The organism is Sphingobium sp. RAC03 (genome assembly GCF_001713415.1).
GTDB lineage: Bacteria > Pseudomonadota > Alphaproteobacteria > Sphingomonadales > Sphingomonadaceae > Sphingobium.
Genome location: NZ_CP016453.1, coordinates 708973 through 733271, shown reverse-complemented (window position 1 = coordinate 733271; position 24299 = coordinate 708973). Strand labels below are relative to the sequence as shown.

Sequence of the window (24299 nt, the reverse complement as noted above, 5' to 3'; positions counted from 1 at the left end):
CCATGGCCGACGCCTATATCGTAGAAGCCGTCCGTACCGCCGGTGGCCGCGCCCGCAAGGGCGGCCTGATCGACGTGCATCCCGCCGATCTGGGCGCGACCATCCTCAATGCGCTGGTCGATCGCACGGGCGTCGATCCCGCTGCGATCGAGGATGTCATCGTCGGCTGCGTCAGTCAGGCAGGCGAACAGGCCTTTGCCTTTGGCCGCAACCTCGTGCTGGCGTCGAAGCTGCCCGACAGCGTGCCCGCCGTCACCATCGACCGGCAATGCGGTTCCTCGCAACAGGCGCTGCATTTCGCGGCGCAGGCGATCATGTCCGGTACGCAGGATCTGGTGATTGCCGCGGGCGCGGAAAGCATGACGCGGGTGCCGATGGGTTCCAACTATCAGCTTCACGCGGCGGCGGGCGTCGGCATCGGGCCATGGCCCAAGAGCATCCAGAACCGCTATGGTGTGGCCGAGTTCAGCCAGTTCCATGGCGCGCAGATGATCGCCAACAAATATGGCTTCACCCGTGAGGATATGGACGCTTTTGCGCTAGCCAGCCATGCCAAGGCGGCCGCCGCGATCGACAGCGGTGCGTTCAAGGGCGAGATCGTCGGCGTGGGGACGCCCGAAGGCCTGTTCGACACCGATGACGGCGTGCGCCGCGGCGGCACGATGGAGGCGATGGCCAGCGTCAAGACGCTGGAGGAAGGCGGCACCATCACCGCAGCCAATGCCAGCCAGATGACCGATGGCGCTTCGGGGGTGCTGGTGGCGAGCGAGGCAGCGATCAAGCGCTTCAACCTCAAGCCCATTGCGCGCATCGTCAACCTGACGGTGACGGCGGGTGACCCGGTGATCATGCTGGAGGAGCCGATTCCGGCGACCCGGCGCGCGTTCGAGCGGTCGGGCCTCAGCCTCAACGACATCGACCTGTTCGAAGTGAACGAAGCCTTTGCCGCGATCCCGATGGCATGGCTCAAGGCGATCGGCGCGGACCCGGCGAAGCTTAACGTCCATGGTGGTGCGATCGCGCTCGGCCATCCGCTGGGCGCCAGCGGCACCAAGCTGATGACCACGCTGATCCATGCCCTGCGCGCCAAGGGCAAGCGCTATGGCTTGCAGACGATGTGCGAAGGCGGGGGCGTTGCCAATGTGACGATCGTGGAAGCGCTGTAATGGGGATCAGGACGCGCTTTACAGACCTGTGCGGGATCGAGCATCCGATCGTGCAGGGCGGCATGATGTGGGTCGGCCGGGCGGAACTGGCCGCGGCCGTCTCCAATGCCGGTGGCTTGGGCATATTGACCGCGCTGACCCAGCCGACGCCCGACGATCTGCGGCGCGAAATCGATCGCTGCCGTGCGATGACCGACAAGCCGTTCGGCGTGAACCTCACCATATTGCCGTCGGTCAGTCCGCCGCCTTATGCGGAATATCGCAAGGCGATCATCGATAGCGGGGTCAAGGTCGTCGAGACGGCGGGGCATAAGCCGCAGGAGCATGTCGACGATTTCAAGGCGCACGGCGTCATCGTCGTGCATAAATGCACGGCCGTCCGTCATGCTCTATCGGCGCAGCGGATGGGCGTGGATGCGATCTCGATCGACGGGTTCGAATGTGCGGGGCATCCGGGCGAGGATGATATTCCGGGGCTGATCCTGATCCCGGCGGCGGCCGACAAGCTGACGATCCCGATGATCGCGAGTGGCGGCTTCGGCGACGGGCGCGGTCTTGCCGCCGCGCTGGCGCTGGGGGCGGACGGCATCAACATGGGCACGCGCTTCTGCGCGACGGTGGAAGCGCCGATCCATGACAATGTGAAGCAGTTTCTGGTCGATAATGACGAGCGGGGCACGAACCTGATCTTCCGCAAATTCCACAATACGGGGCGCGTCGCCAAGAATAGCGTGTCGGATCAGGTGGTCGAGATATCGTCGCGCGACGGCGCGGTGTTTCAGGACATCCAGCCGCTCGTATCGGGCGCGAAGGGGCGGGTTGCGCTGGAAACGGGCGATCTGGACGCGGGGCTGGTCTGGGCCGGGCAGGTCCAAGGCCTGATCCACGACATCCCGACCTGCGACGCGCTGGTGAAGCGCATCGTGGCGGATGCCGAGGCGATCATCCGCGGTCGGTTGAGCGAGATGCTGAGCGGCGAACGGGTCGCCGCCTGAGCGTCACTGTTCGATCAGCAGGGCGGCGAATGGCGGCAGGCTGGCCGACGATGCTCCGTTGACGGCGCTCAGGATGCGACCTGACCCGTCAACGCCAGCGGGCCAGTCCATGGCCTCGCGCGACAGGTTGAAGATGCAGAGCAAAGACTGGTCGCCGCTGGTCCGGCGGAAGGCGAGGCAGGCGGTGTCGGCAACCAGGATGGCGAGCGCACCATGGCGTAGCGCCGGGTTGGTCTTGCGCAGCGTCAGCATGTTGCGGGTGAAGGTGAGGAGGGATTCGGGGTCGGCCTCCTGCGCGTCCACGGCGAGAGCGAGATGATCGTCGCCATGGGGCAGCCAGGGTTCGACGCTGGAAAAGCCCGCCTGTATGGCATCGGCCGACCAAGGCAGCGGCGTGCGCGCGCCATCGCGCGACAGGGTGAGCGGCCAGTTGGCGATCGCTTCGGGGTCTTGCAATCGCTCGAAGGGGATGTCGACCTGGGTGATGCCCAGTTCCTCGCCCTGATAGAGGATGGCGTTGCCGCGCAGCGCCATCAGCAGAACCATCTTCATGCGCGCAAAGGCAGGCCGATCTTCGGGCGCGCACCAGCGCGACAGCGCGCGCGGCGCGTCGTGATTCTCGAACGCCCAGCTGGGCCAGCCTATGCCCGGCTCGTCCGGCCATTGGTCGACCGTCTCCGCCACTAGCGCTGGCGTGAGCGCGGGCGCGTAGAGGAAGGTGAAGCCATAGGCGCTGTTGAGGCGATGATCGCCGGCGGTAAAGGCCTTCATTTCGTGCTCGGCGAGTGCGCCGCCCACTTCGGCGACCGTGAAGATCGCACCATAGGCGTCGCATAGTGCGCGGATGCGTTCCACGAAGGGGACGATGGCGTGATGCGACTGGCTGTAGCGTTTGATCTGGAAATCAAAAGGCCGGGTGCGGGGGCTGCCATCATCGGGCGCGGGAGGATTGTCGCGGAAATCGGGATCGTGCATCGCGTGGTTGAGCGCATCGAGGCGGAAGCCATCGACGCCGCGGTCCAGCCAGAAGCGCATGACGTCCAGCAACGCATCCTGAACCATCGGGTTATGGACGTTGAGCTGCGGCTGGCTGGCCAGGAACTGGTGCATATAATATTGACCGCGCCGCGCGTCCCAGGTCCAGGCCGGGCCGCCGAATACCGATTGCCAATTATTGGGCGGGCTGCCGTCGGCCTTGGGATCGGCCCAGACATACCAGTCGGCCTTGGCATTGGTGCGGTCGGCGCGGCTCTGCACGAACCAGTCGTGGAGGTCGGAACTATGGGCATAGACCTGATCGATCGTGACCTTCAAGCCCAGCGCATGGGCGCGGGCGATGAGCGCGTCGAAATCGGCGAGCGTGCCGAAGACCGGATCGACGCCGCAATAATCGGCGATATCATAGCCAAAATCGCGCATCGGCGAGGTGAAGAAGGGCGATATCCAGATCGCGTCCACGCCCAATTTGGCGACATGCTCCAATCGCTGGGTGATGCCGTTCAGGTCACCCACGCCGTCATGATTGCTGTCCTGAAAGCTGCGCGGATAAATCTGGTAGATCACCGCGCCCTTCCACCAGGGCTGATCGGTCTGCGGGGACGCTGCTGTCATGGCTGGCCTTTTCGGGTCAGGGATTGGCGGTGGACGAAAATATCGACTCACTCTTGCATGCCGGACGGGAGAGGTGAAGCCTGCGCATATCGTCGGCAGAATGCAGGACCCTCACAATGGCTATCACCATCACCGCTTTTGCCCAATCGCCCGATCGCGGCCGGGGGCTGGCACGCGATATGGGGGTCAGATGGGCCTTGGAGGAAGTGGGCCAGCCTTATGCGGTTCGCTTGTTGTCCTTTGCGGCGATGAAGGAAGCCCCGCATCAGTCGCTGCATCCGTTCGGGCAAATCCCGACCTATGAGGAAGGAGATTTGAGGCTGTTCGAATCCGGCGCGATCGTCCTCCACATCGCACAGCAGCATCCCGGCCTGTTGCCGGACGATGACATCGCGCGAGGGCGGGCCATCAGTTGGATGTTCGCGGCGCTCAGCACGGTGGAGCCCCCGATCCTCCATCGCGAAAGCGCCATGTTCACTGAACGCGACAAGCCTTGGCATGTTGAACGTCTGCAGATGATGGACGATCAGACTCGCCACCGTCTCGACGCCCTGTCAAAGCATTTGGATGATGCGGAATGGCTTGATGGTGCGTTCAGCGCGGGCGATTTGCTGATGGTCACTGTGCTGCGTCGGCTGACCATATCCGGCCTGCTGACCGCCTATCCCAATCTATGTACCTATGTCGCTCGTGGCGAGGCGCGCCCGGCCTTTAAGCACGCCTTCGCCGATCAGTTGGCGGTTTTCGCGCAGTCATCATAGAGGCAGCCGACCGCTGTGCGCAAAGCATGGATCAGCAAGTGATTCGCCGAGTCGCAATCAGTCATCGCCCATCACAACGCCACAGGGTATCGATCAATTCCCCTACGGAAAGCGTTGCATTGCGCTACGGATGCAATTTTTGCAATCGCACATGATGCTTTCGCACTTGCAGCAAAACGCCATTGGGGCGAAAACAAACTCGCCTTTCAGGCATCCTCTCCTAAAACTTTTACGGGCTGGTCTTCGGATCGGCCCTTTTTTTGTCTTGTGGCGCTTCATCCTCCGGCCCTGCAGGATCGATGCAGACAGTTTTGGCCGGGTCGCGCCAGACGACCCCGACTTCGAGATAGGCTTCGAGTTCGCGCCAATGCCGGTCCCAGCCCGGTCCCCGCCTGGCGACGGGCACTTCCTGCTCCACCATCTGGCGGGCGCGGGTGATCGGGTTGGCAGGCCGCTGGCCGATCCGCTCGACAATGTCGCGCAGCTCTTGCGGGCGGTCCTTGCTCATGGCTCTGCTTTCCTCCGCCGCGCTATCGCCCGTGCCATGGCGCGGGAAAGGCGGAGAGGCAAGGGCGAAGAAGCGGGGTTCAGCGGCGCTGCGGCGCAGCATCCTTAGGCGAGCGCGGTGCCCGCGCACTGATGATCAACTGATTGAGGCGCAGTTCATCCTGCGCACCGGCGGCACATTGCCGACAAAACCAATCCAGATACCGCGCCAATAACAGCATGGTCCCTCTCCATTTATCTTATGGAGAAAGCATATCATAAATAGGCGGCAGCGGAAGAGCCTATGCTTACTGGTCCGCGCCGATCACGCGATAGAGCAGGATGCGGTTGGAGACGAGCGCCAGGTCGGTGGCGATCGCCGACTGGCGAGCGGCATAGAGCGTGCGCTGGCTCGTGAGCGTCGTGAGGAAGGTATCGATCCCCGCACGATAGCGATCTTCGGACAAAGCATAGGCGCGCTGGCTGGCGATGACGAGGCGGCGCTGGGCGGCCTGCTGCGCGTCGATCGTCCCGTCACGGGCGAGGGCATCGGCGACTTCGCGAAAAGCGGTCTGGATCGCGCCCTCATATTGCGCCAGCATCATGTCGCGCTGCGCCTTGCTAAAGTCGATATTGCCGCGCACGGGGCCGCCGAAGATCGGCAGGCTGGCCGAGGGGGCGGCCGACCAGGCAAAGGCATCGCCGGTAAACAGCGAGGAGAGAGCCGAACTGGCGACGCCGATCGCCGAGGTCAGGCTGATCCGCGGAAACATCGCTGCGCGCGCCGCGCCGATATCCGCGTTCGCGGCCATGAGCTGATGTTCGGCCTGCAGCACATCGGGGCGCTGGAGCAGGATGTCCGAGGTCAGCCCGGTGGGCACTTTGGCGATACCCGCGATCAGGCTGTCGAGCGAGGCCGGGAGCAGCGATTCCTCGACGGGCGCACCCGTCAGCAGGTCGATCGCATTACGGTCCTGCGCCACTTGCGTCACATTGGCGGCGACGTCCGAAGCCGCCTGTTCGACCGTGGTTTGCGCCTGATAGACGTCCAGCTTGCCCGTCAACCCGGCGCCGTTGAGCGAGCTGACGAGGTCGAGCGTGCGCTGCGCGCTGGCGAGCGTCTGGCGCGAAACGGCGAGCAATTCCTGATCGGCGGCCAGCGTTGCATAGACGGTCGCGGTCTCGGCGATGAGCGCGATGCGGGCGGCACGCGCGCCTTCTTCCGTCGCCAGATAGGATTGCAGCGCGGATTCCGACAGGTTGCGCAGCCGCCCGAACAGATCGATCTCGAACGCCCCAAAGCCGATGTCCGCGCTATAGCTATTCTGCCGCGTATCATTCTGACGGACGAAGGCGGCGCTGGCATCGCCGGTGACGGTGGGGAGCTGGCTCGCGCGCTGGATGCGATATTGGGCGCGGGCGGCCTGCACATTGGCCAGCGTCGCGCGCAGGTCACGATTATTGGTGAGCGCGCCCGCGATCACCGCCTGCAATTTGGCATCGCCGACCAATTGCGTCCAGGGAAGGCCCGCTGCCCCCGCCTGCGCCGGGGCATAAGCGTCGCCCGTGGGCAGGGCCGCTGGAACCGGCGCAGCGGGGCGGACATAGGTCGGGGCCATGTTGCACCCCGCCAGCGTCAGCACGCCGGTCAGCAGAAGGATCGAGCGGGTCATGCGGGCAATCCTGCGTCCGGGGCGGGGCTTGGCGGCGGGGCTTTGGCCTTGGCCTTGCTGTCGAACAGCCGCGCGATGGTGACGAAGAAGAGGGGCACGTAGAAGATCGCCAGCAAAGTGGCGGTCAACATGCCGCCGACGACGGCGGTGCCGATCGCGACCCGGCTCTGCGCGCCCGCGCCGGTGGCGATGGCGAGCGGAATGACGCCCGCGATGAAGGCCAGCGACGTCATGAGGATCGGGCGGAAGCGCAGCCTGGCCGCCTCGATCGCCGCCGACAGCGGGTCTTTGCCCTGGCGATGCGCGAGTTCGGCAAATTCGACGATGAGGATGGCGTTCTTGGCGGCCAGCCCCATGGTGGTGAGCAAGCCCACTTGGAAAAAGATATTATTCTCCAGCCCGCGCGCCCACACCGCGATCACTGCGCCGACAAGGCCAAGCGGCACCACCAGCAGCACCGCGATCGGGATCGACCAGCTTTCATACAAGGCGGCAAGGCAAAGGAAGACGACCAGCACCGACAGGCCGTACAGCAACGGCGCCTGACCACCCGACAATTGTTCCTGATAGGACAGGCCGCTCCAGGCATAGCTGGTGCCTGCGGGAAGCTGTTGTTGTAGCTCAACGATGCGGTCCATCGCTTCGCCCGAACTGGCGCCTGCCGCCGCCTGTCCCTGCAATTCATAGGAGGATTGGCCGTTGAAGCGCGCCAGCGTGGACGGCCCCATCGTCCAGCGGGTAGTCGCAAAGGCGGAGAAGGGCACCATTTCGCCGGTGGATGCCGATCGCACCATCCAGTTGTCGAGATCGGTCGGCAGTGCGCGATAGGGGGCGTCGGCCTGCATGAAGACGCGTTTCACCCGGCCGCGATCCACGAAATCATTGATGTAACGACTGCCCCAGGCGGCGCTGAGGACCGAGTCCACATCGCTCTGACTCAGACCCAGGACGGCGAGCTTTTCGGAATCCACATCGATCTTGAGCTGCGGCGTATCCTCCAGCGCGGCGGCGCGCACGCCTGCGAGCAGCGGGTCTTTCGCGGCGGCGGCGATCAACTGGTTGCGCAGTTCCAGAAAACGGTCGCGGCTTAACCCACCGGTGTTGAGTAGTTGAAAGGTGAAGCCGTTGGATTGGCCAAGGCCGCGAATGGCGGGCGGCGTCATCGCCAGCACCCTGGCGTCGCGAATGGCCGATAATTGCTTGTTGGCGCGCTCGGCAATCCCGCCCGCGCTGTTCACAGCGCCCTTGCGGTCTTCCCAGGGCGCTAGGTTGATGAAGCCCTGTGCGACATTCTCGCCCTGACCCTGGAAGCTGAACCCCGTCATGATGAAGGCGAAGGCGACATTGTCCTTTTCGTCATTCAGAAAGTAATTCTGCACCTGCGCTGCGGTTTCGGTCGTGCGGCTGGACTTGGCACCGGCGGGCAACGTCATCTGCACCATCACCTGGCCCTGATCCTCGACCGGCAGGAAGCTGGAGGGCAGGCGCACGAACAGCAGGGCGAGGATGCCAAGGATCACGACATAGCCGACCCAGAACAGCTTGCGGCGTCCCAGCATCTGCTCGGTACGGCGGATATAGCCGTTAGTCAGCCGATCGAACCCGCGGTTGAACTTGCCCGACCAGCCATGATTGCGCCGTTCGTCATGCACGGGTTTGAGCAACGTGGCGCAGAGTGCGGGCGAGAGAATGAGCGCCACCACGACCGAGAGCAGCATGGACGAGACGATGGTGATGGAGAATTGGCGATAGATGACGCCGGTCGATCCGCCGAAAAAGGCCATCGGCAAGAGGACGGCGGACAGGACGAGGCCGATGCCGACCAGCGCGCTGCCAATCTCCTCCATCGACTTGATCGTCGCGTCGCGAGGGGACAGCCCCTCCTCCTCCATGATCCGCTCGACATTTTCGACCACGACGATGGCGTCATCGACCAGCAGGCCGATCGACAACACCATGCCGAACAAAGTGAGCGTGTTGATGGAATAGCCGAACAACGCCAGCACGCCGAAGGTGCCGAGCAGCACGACGGGCACCGCAATGGTGGGGATAAGGGTCGCGCGCCAGCTTTGCAGGAAGACAAACATGACCACGACGACCAGCAAGACAGCCTCGATCAGCGTCTTGATGACTTCGTTGACCGACAGTTTGATGAACGGGGTCGTATCGCGGGGATAGACCAGCTTATAGCCATGGGGCAGGTTTTGCGCCAGTTGATCGACCCTGGCCTTGACCAGTTCGGCGGTCTTGAGCGCGTCGGCACCGGGCGCGAGTTGCAGCGCCATGCCGGTTGCGGGATGGCCGTTCAGCCGCGCGGAGGTGGTGTAGCTTTCATTGCCCAATTCCACCCGCGCGACGTCGGACAGGTGGACGATCGACCCGTCGCGCTGCGTCTTGACGACGATGTTGCGGAATTGCTCAGGGGTTTCCAGCCGCGATCGGGCGGTCACCGTGGCATTGATCTGCTGCCCGGCGGGTGCGGGGTCAGCGCCGATCTGCCCGGCGGACACTTCGACATTCTGCGCCGATATGGCGCTCTGCACGTCCGAGGGCATCAGCTTGACGGCCGCGAGCTTATAGGGGTCGAGCCAGACGCGCATCGCATATTGCGATCCGAATATCTGGGTCGCGCCAATGCCTTCGATCCGCGCGATCGGATCCTGGAAATTATTGACGAGATAGTCCGAAATGTCGGCCTGCGTCGCCAGGTCGTTTTCGTCATAGAGGCCGACCAGCATCAGGAAGTCGGTCTGCTGCTTGGTGACGGTCAATCCCTGCTGCTGCACCGGATTGGGCAGGCGGCTAAGCGCCTGCTGCACGCGGTTTTGCACCTGCACCTGCGCGGTGTCGGGGTCTGTGCCCTTCTGAAAGGTCACGGTGATCTGCGACCGGCCCGTCGCGGACGACGAAGACGAGAAATACATCAGCCCGTCGATGCCGGTCAGTTGCTGTTCGATGACCTGGGTAACGGCGGTTTCGACGGTGTCGGCGGATGCACCCGGATAGGTCGCGCTGATGCCGACGCCGGGTGGCGCAATGTCGGGATATTGGGCGATGGGCAGCGAAAACATCGCCCCCAGTCCCGCCAGCATGATGCCGATGGCGATGACCCAGGCAAAGATCGGCCGTTCGATGAAATAGCGACTGAGCATGGCTTATTTCGATGCCGCGACGGGCTTGACGACATCGTCGGGCTGCACCTTGCCCGTGCCTTCGACGATCAGCCTGTCACCGGCCTTCAGCCCCTTGGTGATCAGCCATTTGTCGCCGATCGCCTGACCCGCCGTCACAGTGCGGCGCTCGACCTTGTTCGCGCTGTTCACCACCATGGCGGTGGCATTGCCCTTGGGATCGCGCGTGATGCCCTGTTGCGGCGCCAGGATCGCGCCGGGCACGACGGATTGCGGGGCGACGACGCGCACGAACATGCCGGGCATCAACAGCCCGTCGGGGTTGGGGAAGCGCGCGCGCAGCGTCACCGTGCCGCTGTTGACGTCGACGATCGGTTCGGCGAACGCGATCACCCCCTCTTGCGGATAGTCGCTGCCATCCTCCAGTTTCAGGCGGATCGTCGCGCTGGCGGGCAGGGTCTGGCCCGACGCCAGCGACCGACGCAGCGCGAGCAATTGGGTGCTGGACTGGGTGACATCGACATAGATGGGGTCAAGCTGCTGGATCGTCGTCAGCGGATCGGCCTGGCTGGCGGTCACCAGCGCGCCCGGCGTGAACAGGGTGCGACCGATACGCCCGCTGATCGGTGCGCGGACCAGGGTGAATTGCAGGTTGACGTTGCTGGTCTGCAGGCTGGCGCGTGCTTGCTGCACGGCGGCGCTGGCCTGCCGCGCAGTGGCGGTCACGTCATCGCGATCCTGCGCGCTGACGGCTTCGCTGTCGCCAAGCAATGTGTAGCGGCGCGCCCTGGCTTGCGCCGCCATCTGGGTCGCCTGCGCACTGGCGAGTGCGGCCTGCGCTTCGTCGCGCGACGCACGATAGAGGCGTTCGTCAATCTGGTAGAGCGGTTGCCCCGCCGTCACCATCGCGCCTTCGGTGAACAGGCGCTTTTGAATCAGGCCTGCAACCTGGGGCCGGACTTCGGACATCATCGCCGACACGGTGCGGCCCGGCAATTCGCTCGCCACGGTGACGCTCTGCGTGGTCAGGGTGACGACACCCACTTCGACCGGGCCTTTTTGCGGTGGCTTGGGGTCGGCGCAGGCAGCGATCAATATGCAGAGCGCCAGAGGCACGGTGCGAAGAGGCGAGGGCATAGAGTAGCGTCGATCCTTGCGTGAACCAGGCGGAGCCTCGCGTCATCGGCGGGCCGACCGGACACGGGGGGAGGGGGAGGGATCGTGCGCCGGACGGACGTGAGCCGCTGACGTCGCGAGGACTCCGCTTGGCGTCGGCTAGGGGGTGCCGACGCTCTCGTCCTGACGCTTTTGCCTGTCACATGGTAGAGCGACTTATGGTCGGGCTGTCGCATCGCCTCGCCGCCGCGTAACGCTTTGTATCAGCCTGTAGCAGGGTGCGGAGAAGCGCAGACTTTTGCCGGTACGCACGATAGAAGACCGCATGATCGACCCTTCCCTTCCTCCTGCCGCCACGGTGCTGGTGGTCGATGACGATGCCGATATTCGCGACCTGATCATCGGGCAGTTGCGGCAGGAAAATTACCGGCTGCTGGGTGTCGGCAGCCTGACCGAACTGCGCCAGACGCTGCGCGGGGAGACGATCGACCTCATCGTGCTGGACCTCAACCTGCCCGATGGCGATGGCTTGTCGTTGTGCCGTGAGTTGCGGGCCGAGGGGTCTGCCGTGCAGATCATCATGGTGACCGCGCGCGGCAGTGCGATCGACCGGGTGCTGGGGCTGGAACTGGGCGCGGACGATTATCTGACCAAGCCGTTCGAACCGCGCGAATTGCTGGTGCGTATCCGCAACCTGCTGCGGCGCGGGCGGAGCGAACCTGTGGCACCGGCCGAGGCGATGCGCTATGCCCATTTCGGGCCATGGCGGCTGGACCTCGTGCAACGGCGGCTGGTAGCGCCCGACGAGCGATTGGTGATGCTCTCGTCGGCGGAATATCGCCTGCTTTGTCGCTTTATCGAGGAACCGAACGTCGTTCTGGCGCGCGAGGCGTTGCTGCCCGAACGACGCGCGACCGCCGCTTTCGACCGGACGATCGACCTGCAGATCAGCCGGTTGCGGCAGAAACTGGCGGTCTTGCCCGGCGGTAGCGAATTGATCCTGACGGTGCGCGGGGAGGGTTATGTGCTGGCCAGCGCGGTCGATTATTCATGATCCGTCGGTCCTTGTCGCGCGTGCCGGTCTTCTTCCGGTCCATGACGGGCCAGATTTTCGTGATCCTGACGATCGGCATGTCGGTCGCCGCCATCATCGCACTGATGGTCGCCGAACAGACACGGCGGCATGATTTCGAACGAGTGCGGCGTCAGCGGGTGGTGGCGAGCGCGATGGACATTGCCGACCGCTTGCGCCGCGATCCCGCGCGGATCGAGGCGATGATGGCGACGCACAGCATCATCGGTGCCTCGCCTGCCCCCGCCGGGGTCGCGATCAACGAGCCGGACGCCGACCTGCAGGTGACGCTGGCCGACCGCCTTGGGCCGCGTTCGCTGCCCGAAGCCGGGCAGGTGCCGCTTGGCCTGTGCTTCCCCGATTTCGCCCGGACGACCGAGCGCGCGGCCGGGCTGGTCGATGCGCCGCGACCCGATTGCTGGGTTGTCCGTTTCACCGACAGCAGTGGCCAGCGGCGCGCGCTGGCCCTGACCTTCCCGCGCCTCGCCAAGCCGCTGCGGGTCATCTATAATCCGCTCTACCTGATGGTCATCATCGCCGCGTCGGCCGGACTGGCGATCCTTGTCGCGCGCTTCGTATCCAAACCGTTACGCCGTCTCGAACGGGCGGCCGAAGCCTTTTCCGTATCGCTCGACCCGGAGGAGATTCCCGAACGGGGGCCAGAGGAAGTGCGCGCCGCGCTTTCCACCTTTAACCTGATGCAGCGCCGCGCCCGCGCCGGTTTTGCCGAGCGTACGCAATTGCTCGCGGCGATCAGCCACGATCTTCAGACGCCGATGACGCGGATGCGGCTGCGGCTGGAATTGATGGAGGAGGGCGAGTTGCGCGCGCGCCTGCTACAGGATCTGCAGGCGATGCAGACGCTGGTGCGGGAAGGGCTGGACCTTGCCAGCAGCACCGAAGCGCGCGAGCCATGGTCGCAACTTGACATTGATTCTCTACTCGCCAGCATGGCCGAAGACGCAGAGGAACTGGGCGCGCCGGTGCGGTTCATCGCGGGATGCGGCGGTACGGTGCGGGTAAAGCCCAATGCGCTGACCCGTTGCATCGGCAATCTGGTCGATAATGCGATCAAATATGGCGGCAGCGCCGATATAAGCTGCGCGCGGACCGGCGGGCGCGTGCTGATCCATGTGCGTGACCGGGGACCGGGTATTGCGCCCGATCAGCTCGACCAGATGTTCGAACCGTTCACGCGGGGGCCGAGCGGACAACCCGGCGGGCGGCATGGGACTGGCATCGGCCTCACCATCGCCCGGTCGCTGGCGATGAGTTTCGAGGCCTCGGTCCGCTTGCGCAATGCCGATGATGGCGGATTGATCGCCACCATCGACATGAAGGGGTAGGCAAAATGTGCGTTAGGCCGACAAGGCCTGCCAGCCGGCGATGAAGGCGCGCGCCGCTTCGCCGACCTGCGCCGCGGTCGCGCCGGGCTTGTAGAGCGCCGAGCCAAGGCCGAACCCGTTGGCTCCTGCCTGAACCCAGGGCGCCATATTGCCGGGGTTGATGCCGCCGACGATCAGCACGGGCAGATCCTTCGGCAGGACCGCGCGCTGCGCCTTGAGCAGGGCAGGGGTGGCGGCTTCGGCCGGGAAGAGCTTGAGCGCGGTTGCCCCCGCCGCGATCGCGGCAAAGGCTTCGGTCGGGGTGAAATAGCCCGGCATCGAAATCATGCCCGCCTTGGCGGTCGCGGCGATGACAGCGATATCGCTATTGGGCGAGATGACAAGCTGTCCGCCCGCCTGCCGCACTTGCTCGACCTGCTCGACGGTCAGCACCGTGCCCGCGCCGACCAGTGCCCGCCCTTCGAACCGGCGCGCCAGCCGTTCGATGCTGTCGACCGGGTCGGGCGAGTTCATCGGCACTTCGATGAGGGTGAAGCCCGCTTCGACCAGCGCGTCGCCGATCGGTTCGACCTCGTCCGGCCGCACGCCGCGCAAAATGGCGACCAGCGGACAACGAGTAAAGGCGGTGGGGAAATCCAGGCTCATGCAATCTGCTCCCAAAGGCGGGTCATGCCCGCGATAAAGGCGGCTTCGCTATCGACCATGACGGCCGTGCCGCCCAGTTCCGTGATGGCGCAGCTATAGAGGGCGCCAAGCGTCGGGTCGGCCAACAGGTGGACGGTGGCGCCGGTCGCATGGGCGGCGCAATCACTGCCGATCAGCAGGCCGCTGGCGAAGGACGCGGCGTCCGCGCGGTCGCGCAGGCCAAGCAGGCCCGCCGGACGGATGGCGAACAGCGAGGCGAGCATATCCCCGCGTTTGGCTTCCCGCACGCCCGCCAGGAAAGCCTCGCCTGCTATGACCGGACCGGTCATATCTTGTCCGATCAGGGCATGGGCCTTGAGCAGGGCGAACATCTCGCCAGTCATGGCCGTGACGAAGGCGGCGATCGCGCCATCGCGCATCCACGCCCATTTGCAATGGGTGCCGGGCTGGCACAGCAGCGCATCGGCGGGCACCAAGCCAGCGGCGACCGCGCCCAGCAATTGCACTTCCTCGCCCCGCATCACGTCGCCCCGGCCGTCGGCAACATGCGACACACCGGGCACGATCATGACGCCGTCCGCGGGATGCGCCATCGCGGCGGCCAGTATATCGAGCGTTGCGGGCGTGGGCACATAGCCCGCATCGATCCAGCCGCGATTGGACCCGACCATGCCCGCCAGCAACAGCGGACCACCACCCAGCCGCGCGCGCAGGCGATCGACTTCCTGCGCAAAGCCGCCGGGCGGAACTGCGGTTACGCCCAGCGTATCGCGGTGCGTCGCGACCACCGCGCCATCCTCGATCCGATAGGCGCGACGATTGGTCGTGCCCCAATCGACGGCGATGAAATGCTCCATTCCCATATTGTCCGAGTATATCGAGGCCTTTGCAAAGGCAACGCTGTTGGTCGCCGGTCCGTGCTAAGGGTGTGGCCGTTCAATCATATTGCCATATCCGTATGCCTGGGATACTTTCGGAACGATTGGCAAGATCGGTCGACGGGCAAAGATAAGCGCGCGACGAAAGGGGAGAGGATGTTGGCTATGATCCACCATATATATGGCCGCAAGATGGCCGGTCGATGAGCGCCGTCGAGCGTTTCTCCACCCGTCTCGTGCCGCCGCAAAGTCGCCAGCTCTTCTGGCGCGAGGTCGTGGCGGAGGCCTTTCCCGGCATGACCGCGCATGCACCCGAAGGGATCAAGGCGGAACTGGCGCGCTGGTCGCTCGGCGGTGTCGGCTTTGCCCGCGCGCGCAGCGAGAGGGCGCAGGTCAGCCGGGTGGTGACGGAAGGCGAAGAGCGGCACCTGTTGCTGCACCTGCTTCATCGGGGATCGATGACGATGATCCATGGCGACCGCAGCAGCATGGCGCGGGTCGGCGACGTCGTCATCGCCGATGACCGCCACCCCTATGCCATCGACATTTCGCAGTTCAACGACTGCCTGATCCTGCAGGTGCCGGTGTCGATGATGGGCGACGAAATCGCCGCGCGCGATTGGCATGGCTGTCTGGTGCCATCGACCAACCCGCATGTCCTGTTCCTCGCCCATGTGTTGCAAGGTCTATGGTCGCAGCGCGACCAGCTCGCCGCACTGGACGATGAGGCGGGCGTGCTGCTGGCCGATGCAGCACGGCTGCTTTGCCGACGCAGCGTGCTCGATCGACCGGCGATTGCCATGCCGCGCTCGCCGGTCGATTATGCGCTGGAGCATCTGGGCAATCCAGACCTTGGCACGGCGTTGATCTGCGAAGCGCTCGACCTGTCGCCGCGCGCCGTCCAAAAAAGCTTCTTTCGCCATGTCGGCCTGACGCCGACCGCGTTCATCACGACGCGGCGGCTCGAACGGGCAGCGGCCTTGCTGGCCCGTGACGACGGCATGACGATCACGGACGTCGCCTTCGATGTCGGTTTCAGCGACTCCGCTTTCTTCACCCGCTGCTTCCGCCGTCATTTCGGCGTCTCGCCCAGCCAGTGGCGCAGCCGTCAGGGTGGTTCGCTTTTGTCCTGATCCCCGGTTCGCCCCTATCCAAGACGCGATGGGGGCTGCCGCCTATGATGGCCGACAACACACCGGAACAGGTGGGCCATTATGGGAGGATTGAAGATGGGCAAGTCGATGATCGCGGCGCTGATGGCGTCGAGCGCGATGGCCAGCACGCCGCTGTTGGCGCAGGATGCCGAACAATCGGGCGGTATCGCCGAAATCGTCGTCACGGCGCAGAAGCGCGCGGAAAATGTGCAGGATGTGCCGATCGCCATTTCGGCCTTTACCGCTGAATCCCTGCAGGAGCGCGCCGTCGGCAGCGTGTCGCAGCTTTCCGCCATAGCCCCCAACGTCAATCTGGACGCGGGCACGCCCTTTTCCGGTTCTACCGCCGTTCTGGCCGCCTATATTCGCGGCATCGGGTCGGACGATTTCGCCTTCAACATCGATCCGGGCGTCGGCATCTATCTCGATGGCGTCTATCTCGCCCGCACGGTCGGCGCGAACCAGGATCTGCTCGATGTCGAGCGGGTGGAAATATTGAAGGGACCGCAGGGCACCCTGTTCGGCCGCAATACGATCGGCGGCGCGATCTCGATCGTCACGGCCGATCCGGGTGACGCATTCAAAGCCAAGGGCGACGTGACGCTGGGCAGCTACAAGCTGTTCCAGGTGCGCGGGTCGGTAACGGTGCCGATCACTGACGGCCTTAGTTCCGCCTTCACCTTCGGCATCAAGTCGCGCGACGGATTCTTGAAGCGCCTGCCCTATCCCGACCAGCGGGCGAACAACACGCCCTCCTTCGACGCATTCTCGGCTGCGGGCTATGACAGCGCCGCCAAGGAGGGTGCCAATGACAATTGGAACCTGCGCGGCAAGCTGCGCTGGGACAATGGCGGGGCGGTGCGCGCGACCTTCTCCGGCGACTATAGCAAGGACAAGGGCACGTCGGCCAACAAGCTGATCGGTACGACCGAGTTCGTGCCCGGCAATTTCGCGGGCACGACCAACCTGCCCGGCACGGCGTTCGACCCGACCGGCACCACCGGCTTCCTGTTTGCAGGCCTCTATAATTTCTGCATCGGCAGCACAGGGGCGCAGATCGCGGCGCGCAATGCCCAGGCTTTGTGCGGCGTGGCGGGTACGCAATTCAACCCGCAATTCCAGCTGGCCAGCGTCGCCAGCGCCAATGTCGATGGCAACCCCGCCAATGACCGCTTGCCCTGGGACGGCCGCTATCTTGTTGCAGACAAGGATCGCAGCTATGCCAGCGGCAACAGCTATTCCAACCTCGAAAGCTGGGGCCTCAGCAGCATCGTCGATTTCGACCTGGCCGACAATCTCGCGCTCAAATCGATCACCGCCTATCGCGAGCTGCACTGGAATGCGGGCCTCGATGCGGACGGATCGCCGCTCAATTTCGTGCAGTTGAGCTTCACCATGAACCAGTGGCAGTTCAGCCAGGAACTGCAGTTGCTCGGCAACGCCTTGGATGAAAAGCTCAACTATGTTTTGGGCGCCTATTATTTCAAGGAAGCGGGCGACCTGCACGACTATGTGACCTTCGCCGAAGGGCTGGTGCAGGTCGATGGTCCCAATGAATTGGCAACGAAGAATTACGCCTTTTTCGGCCAGATCGACTATCGCCCAATCGACCTGATCGGCATCACCATCGGCGGCCGCTACACCAACGAACGCAAGCGGTTCGAGGGCGGGCAGCAGGAGTTGAACGGCTTCAACTATAAGCTGTTCGGGTGCGCCGATGCCAATGGCAATGTCTTCCCCGGCGGCGCTTTCCCGCTGGCACCGATCCCCTGTCAGGCGGGCCTGGGCTATCCCGATCCCAACAATCCGGTCCGCGTCTACACGCCCGGCGTCAACCGCAAGAAATTCAGCGATTTCTCGCCCAAGGTCGGCGTCCAGATCCATCCCACCGACGATGTCATGCTTTATGGCAGTTGGTCGAAGGGCTATAAGACCGGCGGCTGGACCACGCGCCTGACCAACCCGCAGGGCAATGTCGCCCCCGACTTCAACGAGGAAAAGGCAACGACCTGGGAAGCGGGCATCAAGTCCACGCTGCTTGACCGGCATCTGCAACTCAACGCGGCGGTCTTCTCGACCAAATATCGCGATATCCAGCTCAATATCCAGATCGGCACATCGCCCACCATCGCCAACGCAGGCGATGCGCGCATTCGTGGCTTCGAACTGGAGATGGTGGCGGCACCCGTCGATGGCCTGACCATCAATGGCGCGATCGGCTATATCGACGCCCAATATACATCGGTATCGGCGGGCGCGGCGGCGGTCGGCGGGGCCAATGCCTTCCAGGCCGGGACGCTGGTCGGCGAAACCCTGCCCAAGACGCCCAAATGGAAGGTCAACCTCAGCCCCCGCTACGAAGCCAAGCTGGGCAATGGCGCGTCGCTGGTCATGCTGGCCGACTGGACCTATACGTCCAGTGCCTGGAACGACACGCAACGCACCCTGCTGCTCAAGCGGGTATCGACCGACATCGTCAACGCCTCGATCAGCTATCGCGAACCCGATGGCAAATGGTCGGTAACGGCGGGCGGCACCAACCTGACCGACAAGCGCTTCCTGACATCGGGCGGGTCCAACATCGCGGCGGGTGCGATCTTTGGCACCTATAACCGGCCGCGCGAATGGTATCTGCGCTTCGGCTTCGATTTCTGATCATGGGCCGGATCGCGATCAGGGCCGCTGTGGTGGAAGCACCGGGCGGTCCCTTCCACTTCGAAACGCTGGCCATGGACCCGCCCGGTCCCGACCAGATCCGCGTGCGGCTCCACGCCTGCGGCATATGCCACACCGACATGGTGATGCGCGACGGCGCATTGCCCACGCCCTTCCCGGTCATATTGGGGCATGAAGGAGCGGGCGTGGTCGATGCGGTTGGGGCCGCGATCGACGATGTAGCCGTCGGCGACCATGTGTTGCTGAGCTTCCATAGCTGCGGCGCCTGTGGGGCCTGCCATGATCATCAACCGGGCTATTGCGTCGAATTCGTGCCGCGCAATTTCATGGGGGTAACCCAGGAAGGCGAGGGCGGCATCTGGCGCGGCGATCAGCGGATCGGCAGCAACATCTTCGGCCAGTCGGCCTTTGCGACCCGCGCGCTTGCGCATCGCGACAATGTCGTACGGATCGACCCGGACCTGCCGCTCGACATCCTCGCCCCTTTGGGCTGCGGGATCCAGACCGGTGCGGGCACGGTGCTGGAAACGCTCAAGGTCGCGCCCGGCCAGTCGATCGCGATCCTGGGGGCTGGGGCCGTCGGACTGTCTGCCGTCATGGCGGCGGTGATTGCCGGGGCCGGACGGATCGTAGTGATCGATCGCCATGCCAGCCGCCTGGACCTTGCCCGCACATTGGGCGCGACCGAAACAAGCGATGATCTCGCATCGATCGAAGGCCTGTTCGACCATATCGTCGACACGACCGGCGTTCCGGCCTTGCTTGGCCCAGCCGTCGAGAAACTGGCGCAGCGCGGCACGCTCGCCCTGGTCGGCGCCTATCCGCCCGGCGGCTGCGCCATCGATGCGTCGGCGATCATGAGCATGGGGCGGCGGATCGTCGGCGTGGTCGAGGGCGGCATCGATCCGCAAAGCTTCATTCCCCGCCTAATCGGCTATTATCGCGACGGCCGGTTGCCGCTGGAAAAGCTGATCCAGCGCTATGTCTTTGACGATTTGCAGGCGGCCTTCGCCGCGTCGGAAAGCGGGGCGGTCGTCAAGCCGGTGGTGGTGATGGATCAGCCCTGACGTTCAGCGACCGGCAAGGCGGATCGGGCCATAGCGTCAGCCCAGCAACAGGGAGATGCATCATGGTGGACAAATTGGGGACAGCGCCGACCGGCCTTTGCAACAGGCGCAGTTTGATGGCGACAATCGCGCTGCTGCCGCTTGCCGCCTGCGCCACTCCGATGGGGCGCTACACGGTGGAGGAAGCGGTGCGCCGCCTGCTGCAATTGTCGAGCCAGCGCGCCTTTGCGCGCCTGACCGAACCGGGCGGCTTTTACGACGATCAACTCACCCGCATCACGCCGCCTGACTTGGGCGGGGACAGGGGTGGGGCGGTGCTGTCCGCGCTGCTGCGCACCCGCGCGGTGCGCGATCGGGTGGGTATGGCGCTCAACGATGTCGCCGTCGATCTGGCCGACAATGCCGCGCCGATCGTGATGGATGCGGTGCAGCGCATGACGCTGGCCGATGCCGTGTCCGTCCTGCGTGGCGGGCCGACGGCGGCGACCGACCTTTTGGCGCGCGAAGCACGCGGTTATGTGGTCGAAGCCTTGTTGCCCGGCGCGTCACGCTCGCTGCAATCGGACATGTTCGAAATGCTCACCGCAGCGCTGTCCGCCACAGGCGGCCGGGATTATGCGGCGCTGGCGGACAATGTGTCGGGCCAGATTGGCGACGCGATCTTCCGCGCCATCGGCCGCGAGGAAGCGGAGATACGGCGCGACCCCGGCGCCACGCGCGACCCGATCCTGATGGCGCTGCTGCGATAAGCCCCTTGATTTTGGCGGCGCGCCGTGGTGTTCCGGCCCCCATGGAACAGAAATATCCCGGCGTCGCCGCCATCCCCTGGGACCAGCCCGCGACGATGATCGACCTGGACGGCAAGCCGCCGCTGATCGGCACGATCCGCGACTGCGCCACCCATTTCGCGCTCTACAAGCCCCATGCCCAGACGCAGGCGCGGGTATTGCTGACCCATCCCGTCCATCGGGAAGGGCGCAAGACGCGGACCTGGCTGCTCGAACCCAATGAGATCGAAGCGCTGGTCTTGCGGATGCGCAGCGAGGCGCACTAAAGCGCGACCAGTGCGTGCCGGGCGTCAGTAATTCCACTGCACCTGCGTTCGGATAAGGTGACCTTCGGCGCGGCCGGTCCGGCGTTCGTCCGCTTCGGCGCGCTTCATCCGCGCATAGGCCATGGTGATTTCCAGCGCCTTCCATGGCTGCCATTCCAGGCCCAGTTCGAACTCGTCGGTTTCCAGACGGGGCGCATTGGTCGCGGCTTTCCAGCCACCGCGATAATGTTGCCAACGACCATAGGGCATCAGCGTGCCGAAGCTGTCCGATGTCGGCAGGCGCATCATCATCTGGACATAGCCGCCATTCAACTTGCTCGCGCGGATCGACTGGCTGGCCAGATCATATTGCGGCGCGCGGCCCCAATTCCATTCGGCCTGAATGCCGATCGGCTGGGGATAGAGCATGGCATGGATGCCCGCGCGATTATCGTCATAGGAGAGGGCGCTGACGCCGCCGCTGCGGATTTCCGGCTGGACGGTGTTGAGCATCGCCGACCCGCCGATTTCGAACACCTGGCCCGCAAAGGCATCGCCCAGGCCATCCAGTTCTAATGGCCAGGTCGCAAAGGCGACCTTCATCAGGTCTTTATTCTGCTCGGTCTTGTTGATGCCCTGCCCGTTGAACAGGCCCAGCCCGAACGCGCCATAATTGCCGAACAATTTTTGACCGTCATCGGCCAGCCGGTCCCAGATTCTCTGGACTGATGGCGGCGTATAATAGGCCACGACGCCGAGGTCGCGTTCGCCCGGCACGGCGCTGTTGATGCCGTCGCTGCGATCAAGCGTCAGGCGGTTGGACGAGGATTGCATATTCTCCCAGCCATAGGGCACCTTCGACTGGCCAAACCGCAGCCGGAGGCTCTTCGCCTTGTCGAGGAAGATGTCGGCATAGGCGTCGCGCAACTGGCCGAAACTCTCCCTGCGCTCGCCACCGCTCTGGTTGCTGACGGCGGTCGCGAAATCCGGCTGCAGATAGAGCGATACGCGATCGGAAACATCGCCTTGCAGGACGAGGCGGACCCGGCGCAGGGTAAAGCCGCCCTTGTCGGAAATGCCGCTGTCATGGACCGATCGAAGGCGGGACGTGCCCGCAGGCGCGCTATCGTCGCCGGACAGGAAGGCGTTGTAGCGCATCTGGGTATAGCCGCGCAGCGACAAGCGATCATACCAGCCTTTCTTCGGCGTTTCGGCAGGGTCGGCATCGACCGCGTCGGGACTGGGTGCCGAAAGGCTCGCCATCTGCGGCGCAGGGGCAGGGCTCGTCGGGACCGGCACAGGGGCGGCGGCGGACGCGGTTACTGGGGCGGGCTGACGGGCGGACAAGGCGGCGGTAAGGGCCTGCACCTGGGCCTTCAGCTCATCGATCTGGCTTTGAAGTTGCTCGACCGTTTGCGCCTGCGCGGCTTGGGGCATCAGCGCCAGCAGGCTGACCGCCAGACCCATGCCGATATGTCTCGATTGTTTCACAGCCTTGTCCCTTGTTCGACAAGGGCGCCAGCTATGGCGGTTCAATGACTCTTTAATGACATATTTTATCGGTTTTTATGACAGTATCGACATGGAAATGTCACATAACTGGCGGCACCGTCATAGGTCAGGATGCAAAGAGATCGCCCTGCCGTGGCCGGGTGGCGGGGCGCCTTGCCAGGGGCGGCGCGCTGACCAGCGCGCGGGCGCGTCCGGTCAGGGTATAGACCGCTTGCCGCTGCGCGCCGCGGTTCAAATGATCGACGCGAAACCCTTGATAATGGCGTTTGAGCAATCCGGCCTTCACCAGTTCGGACACCGCGCGGCTGAGGTTCGTCTTGCCGGAGGTGCGGACACGCATGCGCACTTCATCCTGCACCAGCGCCTCGTCCGCCGCCGCATCACCGGTCAGCCTTTCTTCCTTGCGCAATTCGTCCCTGACGCGTTCGACCAGCGCCATCCGCCGGGGGTCGCGATGGCCCATGGGCGTCAACGCATCGCACAACCAGTCGCGCAACGACACCAAGCTGTCGTCTACCCGCACCAGTGGTCCGGCGCTACCGTCGGGTCGCGCCACGTCCGCGATCAATGTCAGCAGCATGAAGGCGTAGCGGGGACGCGAACAGCAATGCGACAATTGGTCGAGCAGCAGCGACACATCGCTGCCGCCGACTGCGCGGGAGGAAAGGGGTGCGTGAAACATAAGGTGAATCAAGCACAGTGCAGCGCTCCTGTGAATCCCTAATTTCCGCCGAGTCGCACTTTGTCGCGCATGACACTTTGCCCTCCGGTAAAGTGTCACGCGCGAGACTTTGCCAGAGGGGCCGCCTTTGCCGCCTAGCGTTGGAGGTTCAGGCGCCGGGTGAAGAAACGCGCCATGACGTCGAACGCCTCGCGTGATTCAGGCAAGGCAGGATCGTAGAAAAAGGCATGGCCCAGGCCATCCCAGACATGCAGGTCGGCATCGACCCCGGCCTTCACCAGTGCCTTATGCGTGTTGACCGCCGCGCTCATCTCGAACGCGCGCGTGCCCGTGATCACCAGCGTCGGCGGAAATTGCGCCAAGGTCGCGGGGGACTCGATCGGGGAGACGAGCGGATCGGCCAGGTCGATATCCTTGAAATAGGCGCGACTATCCTCGCGCTGTGCCAGGGCCTGGAAGGGTCGCCCGAACGCCCGGCTGTCACCACCCCAGCGCGCATCGGCCGACGCACAGAAGATGCCGATCGCCGCTGGCAGGGGGAGTTTGTCGCGCACCAGCGCCGCGATCGTTTCCGCCGTCAGCAGTCCGCCTGCCGAACAGCCGAATATCGCGATATCCTGTGGTTTATGGGTCTTGAGCAATGCGCGATAGACGGTCAGCACGTCCTGCGTTGCGGCCGGGTAGACATGTTCGGGCGCCTGGCGATAGGTGATGCTGACGATCTCCACCCCGGCAAGACCCGCAAGCGGGATGGATTCGATCATGCCCGTTCCCGGCGCGGCGCCCATGACGAAGCCGCCACCGGGCAGATTGAGCAGGATCTTGGCCCGGTTCGCCTGCGGGACGCCGCCTGCCGGTGTCGCGCGGACGGCGGGGATGCCTGCGATCACCGTCTCTTGCGTGGTCACCTTGTACATCTGTTTCAGCGCATCAATGCGCGGCGCCATGAGCTGCGGCATACGCGCGCGCAACGCACCGGCCTGACCGGCCGCGACGGCGCGCATCATCGGTTCTTCGGGGTCGGACGGTGTCCGCGGCAGCGCCTTCTTCGCCGCCTCGCTCAGATAATCCGACGGCGTCAAGCGGAAGGACGGCACCACCACCGTACCGTCTGGCTCGATCGTGCCAGGTCCTCCCAAGGGTGGCGTCTGGGCAAAGGCGGCACCGATACACAGCGCACTAGCCGCGCTGGTGAGGAAAATAGTTCTAATTCCGTTGGATAGTCTGGACATGCTCATCTCCTCTGACTTATGTTATGTAACATAATATACAGACTTGAGTGGGGAGGGCAAGCA

Annotated in this window: 20 protein-coding genes; 10 read left to right on the top strand and 10 right to left on the bottom strand. The window is 64.4% G+C overall.

What is annotated here, in order from left to right; genetic code table 11:
* Window positions 1-2: 2 nt before the first annotated feature.
* Window positions 3-1166, top strand: coding sequence for an acetyl-CoA C-acetyltransferase (locus BSY17_RS03315; RefSeq protein ID WP_037480459.1), 1164 nt, complete (start codon window positions 3-5; stop codon window positions 1164-1166).
* Complete coding sequence (locus BSY17_RS03310) at window positions 1166-2161, top strand: NAD(P)H-dependent flavin oxidoreductase (RefSeq protein ID WP_069064325.1); 996 nt, start codon at window positions 1166-1168, stop codon at window positions 2159-2161. Before BSY17_RS03315 ends, BSY17_RS03310 begins: the two co-directional genes overlap by 1 nt.
* Window positions 2162-2164: 3 nt before the next feature.
* Here BSY17_RS03310 and BSY17_RS03305 read toward each other — a convergent pair whose 3' ends face one another.
* Window positions 2165-3772: an alpha-glucosidase gene (locus BSY17_RS03305; RefSeq protein WP_069064324.1), complete on the bottom strand. Its 1608-nt coding sequence runs from the start codon at window positions 3770-3772 to the stop codon at window positions 2165-2167.
* Between the two features lie 116 nt (window positions 3773-3888).
* On the opposite strand from BSY17_RS03305, the gene BSY17_RS03300 reads away from it, so the two are divergent.
* Complete coding sequence (locus BSY17_RS03300; RefSeq protein ID WP_037480450.1) at window positions 3889-4533, top strand: glutathione S-transferase family protein; 645 nt, start codon at window positions 3889-3891, stop codon at window positions 4531-4533.
* 229 nt (window positions 4534-4762) lie between these two features.
* Here the strand turns inward: BSY17_RS03300 and BSY17_RS20790 are convergent, their stop codons facing one another.
* From BSY17_RS20790 to BSY17_RS03280, 4 genes are all read right to left on the bottom strand, one after another.
* Window positions 4763-5041 (bottom strand): hypothetical protein, encoded by a 279-nt coding sequence (locus tag BSY17_RS20790; RefSeq protein ID WP_150125702.1) that lies wholly within the window; start codon window positions 5039-5041, stop codon window positions 4763-4765.
* Between the two features lie 286 nt (window positions 5042-5327).
* Window positions 5328-6692, bottom strand: a complete 1365-nt coding sequence (locus tag BSY17_RS03290) for an efflux transporter outer membrane subunit (protein WP_069064322.1) — start codon at window positions 6690-6692, stop codon at window positions 5328-5330.
* Window positions 6689-9844, bottom strand: coding sequence for an efflux RND transporter permease subunit (locus BSY17_RS03285; RefSeq protein ID WP_069064321.1), 3156 nt, complete (start codon window positions 9842-9844; stop codon window positions 6689-6691). The genes BSY17_RS03290 and BSY17_RS03285 overlap by 4 nt, the downstream gene beginning before the upstream one ends.
* A 3-nt stretch (window positions 9845-9847) precedes the next feature.
* Window positions 9848-10960: an efflux RND transporter periplasmic adaptor subunit gene (locus BSY17_RS03280; RefSeq protein WP_083217003.1), complete on the bottom strand. Its 1113-nt coding sequence runs from the start codon at window positions 10958-10960 to the stop codon at window positions 9848-9850.
* Between the two features lie 304 nt (window positions 10961-11264).
* On the opposite strand from BSY17_RS03280, the gene BSY17_RS03275 reads away from it, so the two are divergent.
* A complete protein-coding gene (locus BSY17_RS03275) occupies window positions 11265-11993 on the top strand; it encodes a response regulator (RefSeq protein WP_069064320.1) in 729 nt (242 codons plus the stop codon).
* A complete protein-coding gene (locus tag BSY17_RS03270; RefSeq protein WP_069064319.1) occupies window positions 11990-13357 on the top strand; it encodes an ATP-binding protein in 1368 nt (455 codons plus the stop codon). Before BSY17_RS03275 ends, BSY17_RS03270 begins: the two co-directional genes overlap by 4 nt.
* Window positions 13358-13369: 12 nt before the next feature.
* On the opposite strand, the gene BSY17_RS03265 is transcribed toward BSY17_RS03270, so the two are convergent.
* Both BSY17_RS03265 and BSY17_RS03260 read right to left on the bottom strand, forming a co-directional pair.
* Window positions 13370-14002, bottom strand: coding sequence for a 2-dehydro-3-deoxy-6-phosphogalactonate aldolase (locus tag BSY17_RS03265; protein WP_069064318.1), 633 nt, complete (start codon window positions 14000-14002; stop codon window positions 13370-13372).
* Window positions 13999-14865, bottom strand: coding sequence for a 2-dehydro-3-deoxygalactonokinase (locus tag BSY17_RS03260; protein WP_069064317.1), 867 nt, complete (start codon window positions 14863-14865; stop codon window positions 13999-14001). Before BSY17_RS03260 ends, BSY17_RS03265 begins: the two co-directional genes overlap by 4 nt.
* Window positions 14866-15083: 218 nt before the next feature.
* Between BSY17_RS03260 and BSY17_RS03255 the strand changes: the two genes are divergently transcribed.
* The 5 genes from BSY17_RS03255 to BSY17_RS03235 all read left to right on the top strand — a co-directional run bounded on the left by BSY17_RS03255 (window position 15084) and on the right by BSY17_RS03235 (window position 20831).
* Complete coding sequence (locus tag BSY17_RS03255) at window positions 15084-16013, top strand: AraC family transcriptional regulator (RefSeq protein WP_069064316.1); 930 nt, start codon at window positions 15084-15086, stop codon at window positions 16011-16013.
* 81 nt (window positions 16014-16094) lie between these two features.
* Window positions 16095-18689, top strand: coding sequence for a TonB-dependent receptor (locus BSY17_RS03250; RefSeq protein ID WP_443019405.1), 2595 nt, complete (start codon window positions 16095-16097; stop codon window positions 18687-18689).
* Between the two features lie 2 nt (window positions 18690-18691).
* Window positions 18692-19777 carry an NAD(P)-dependent alcohol dehydrogenase gene (locus BSY17_RS03245; protein ID WP_083217001.1) on the top strand — a complete coding sequence of 362 codons (1086 nt, stop codon included), beginning with the start codon at window positions 18692-18694 and terminating at the stop codon, window positions 19775-19777.
* A 62-nt stretch (window positions 19778-19839) separates the two neighbouring features.
* The gene (locus BSY17_RS03240; RefSeq protein WP_069064314.1) at window positions 19840-20526 is read left to right on the top strand and encodes a DUF4197 domain-containing protein; all 687 of its coding nucleotides are present in this window, start codon (window positions 19840-19842) and stop codon (window positions 20524-20526) included.
* 41 nt (window positions 20527-20567) lie between these two features.
* Complete coding sequence (locus tag BSY17_RS03235; protein ID WP_069064313.1) at window positions 20568-20831, top strand: hypothetical protein; 264 nt, start codon at window positions 20568-20570, stop codon at window positions 20829-20831.
* 24 nt (window positions 20832-20855) lie between these two features.
* Here BSY17_RS03235 and BSY17_RS03230 read toward each other — a convergent pair whose 3' ends face one another.
* The 3 genes from BSY17_RS03230 to BSY17_RS03220 all read right to left on the bottom strand — a co-directional run bounded on the left by BSY17_RS03230 (window position 20856) and on the right by BSY17_RS03220 (window position 24236).
* Entirely contained in the window at window positions 20856-22277 is a 1422-nt protein-coding gene (locus BSY17_RS03230; protein WP_069064312.1) for a porin, read from the bottom strand.
* A 151-nt stretch (window positions 22278-22428) separates the two neighbouring features.
* Complete coding sequence (locus BSY17_RS03225; RefSeq protein ID WP_069064311.1) at window positions 22429-23004, bottom strand: hypothetical protein; 576 nt, start codon at window positions 23002-23004, stop codon at window positions 22429-22431.
* A 134-nt stretch (window positions 23005-23138) separates the two neighbouring features.
* The gene (locus BSY17_RS03220; RefSeq protein ID WP_083217024.1) at window positions 23139-24236 is read right to left on the bottom strand and encodes an alpha/beta hydrolase fold domain-containing protein; all 1098 of its coding nucleotides are present in this window, start codon (window positions 24234-24236) and stop codon (window positions 23139-23141) included.
* Between the last annotated feature and the right edge of the window lie 63 nt (window positions 24237-24299).

Coding starts and splice junctions, on each gene's coding strand:
- BSY17_RS03315 (WP_037480459.1), top strand. CDS start 3: ATGGCCGACGCCTATATCGTAGAAGCCGTCCGTACCGCCGGTGGCCGC.
- BSY17_RS03310 (WP_069064325.1), top strand. CDS start 1,166: ATGGGGATCAGGACGCGCTTTACAGACCTGTGCGGGATCGAGCATCCG.
- BSY17_RS03305 (WP_069064324.1), bottom strand. CDS start 3,772: ATGACAGCAGCGTCCCCGCAGACCGATCAGCCCTGGTGGAAGGGCGCG.
- BSY17_RS03300 (WP_037480450.1), top strand. CDS start 3,889: ATGGCTATCACCATCACCGCTTTTGCCCAATCGCCCGATCGCGGCCGG.
- BSY17_RS20790 (WP_150125702.1), bottom strand. CDS start 5,041: ATGAGCAAGGACCGCCCGCAAGAGCTGCGCGACATTGTCGAGCGGATC.
- BSY17_RS03290 (WP_069064322.1), bottom strand. CDS start 6,692: ATGACCCGCTCGATCCTTCTGCTGACCGGCGTGCTGACGCTGGCGGGG.
- BSY17_RS03285 (WP_069064321.1), bottom strand. CDS start 9,844: ATGCTCAGTCGCTATTTCATCGAACGGCCGATCTTTGCCTGGGTCATC.
- BSY17_RS03280 (WP_083217003.1), bottom strand. CDS start 10,960: ATGCCCTCGCCTCTTCGCACCGTGCCTCTGGCGCTCTGCATATTGATC.
- BSY17_RS03275 (WP_069064320.1), top strand. CDS start 11,265: ATGATCGACCCTTCCCTTCCTCCTGCCGCCACGGTGCTGGTGGTCGAT.
- BSY17_RS03270 (WP_069064319.1), top strand. CDS start 11,990: ATGATCCGTCGGTCCTTGTCGCGCGTGCCGGTCTTCTTCCGGTCCATG.
- BSY17_RS03265 (WP_069064318.1), bottom strand. CDS start 14,002: ATGAGCCTGGATTTCCCCACCGCCTTTACTCGTTGTCCGCTGGTCGCC.
- BSY17_RS03260 (WP_069064317.1), bottom strand. CDS start 14,865: ATGGGAATGGAGCATTTCATCGCCGTCGATTGGGGCACGACCAATCGT.
- BSY17_RS03255 (WP_069064316.1), top strand. CDS start 15,084: ATGAGCGCCGTCGAGCGTTTCTCCACCCGTCTCGTGCCGCCGCAAAGT.
- BSY17_RS03250 (WP_443019405.1), top strand. CDS start 16,095: ATGGGAGGATTGAAGATGGGCAAGTCGATGATCGCGGCGCTGATGGCG.
- BSY17_RS03245 (WP_083217001.1), top strand. CDS start 18,692: ATGGGCCGGATCGCGATCAGGGCCGCTGTGGTGGAAGCACCGGGCGGT.
- BSY17_RS03240 (WP_069064314.1), top strand. CDS start 19,840: ATGGTGGACAAATTGGGGACAGCGCCGACCGGCCTTTGCAACAGGCGC.
- BSY17_RS03235 (WP_069064313.1), top strand. CDS start 20,568: ATGGAACAGAAATATCCCGGCGTCGCCGCCATCCCCTGGGACCAGCCC.
- BSY17_RS03230 (WP_069064312.1), bottom strand. CDS start 22,277: ATGGGTCTGGCGGTCAGCCTGCTGGCGCTGATGCCCCAAGCCGCGCAG.
- BSY17_RS03225 (WP_069064311.1), bottom strand. CDS start 23,004: ATGTTTCACGCACCCCTTTCCTCCCGCGCAGTCGGCGGCAGCGATGTG.
- BSY17_RS03220 (WP_083217024.1), bottom strand. CDS start 24,236: ATGTCCAGACTATCCAACGGAATTAGAACTATTTTCCTCACCAGCGCG.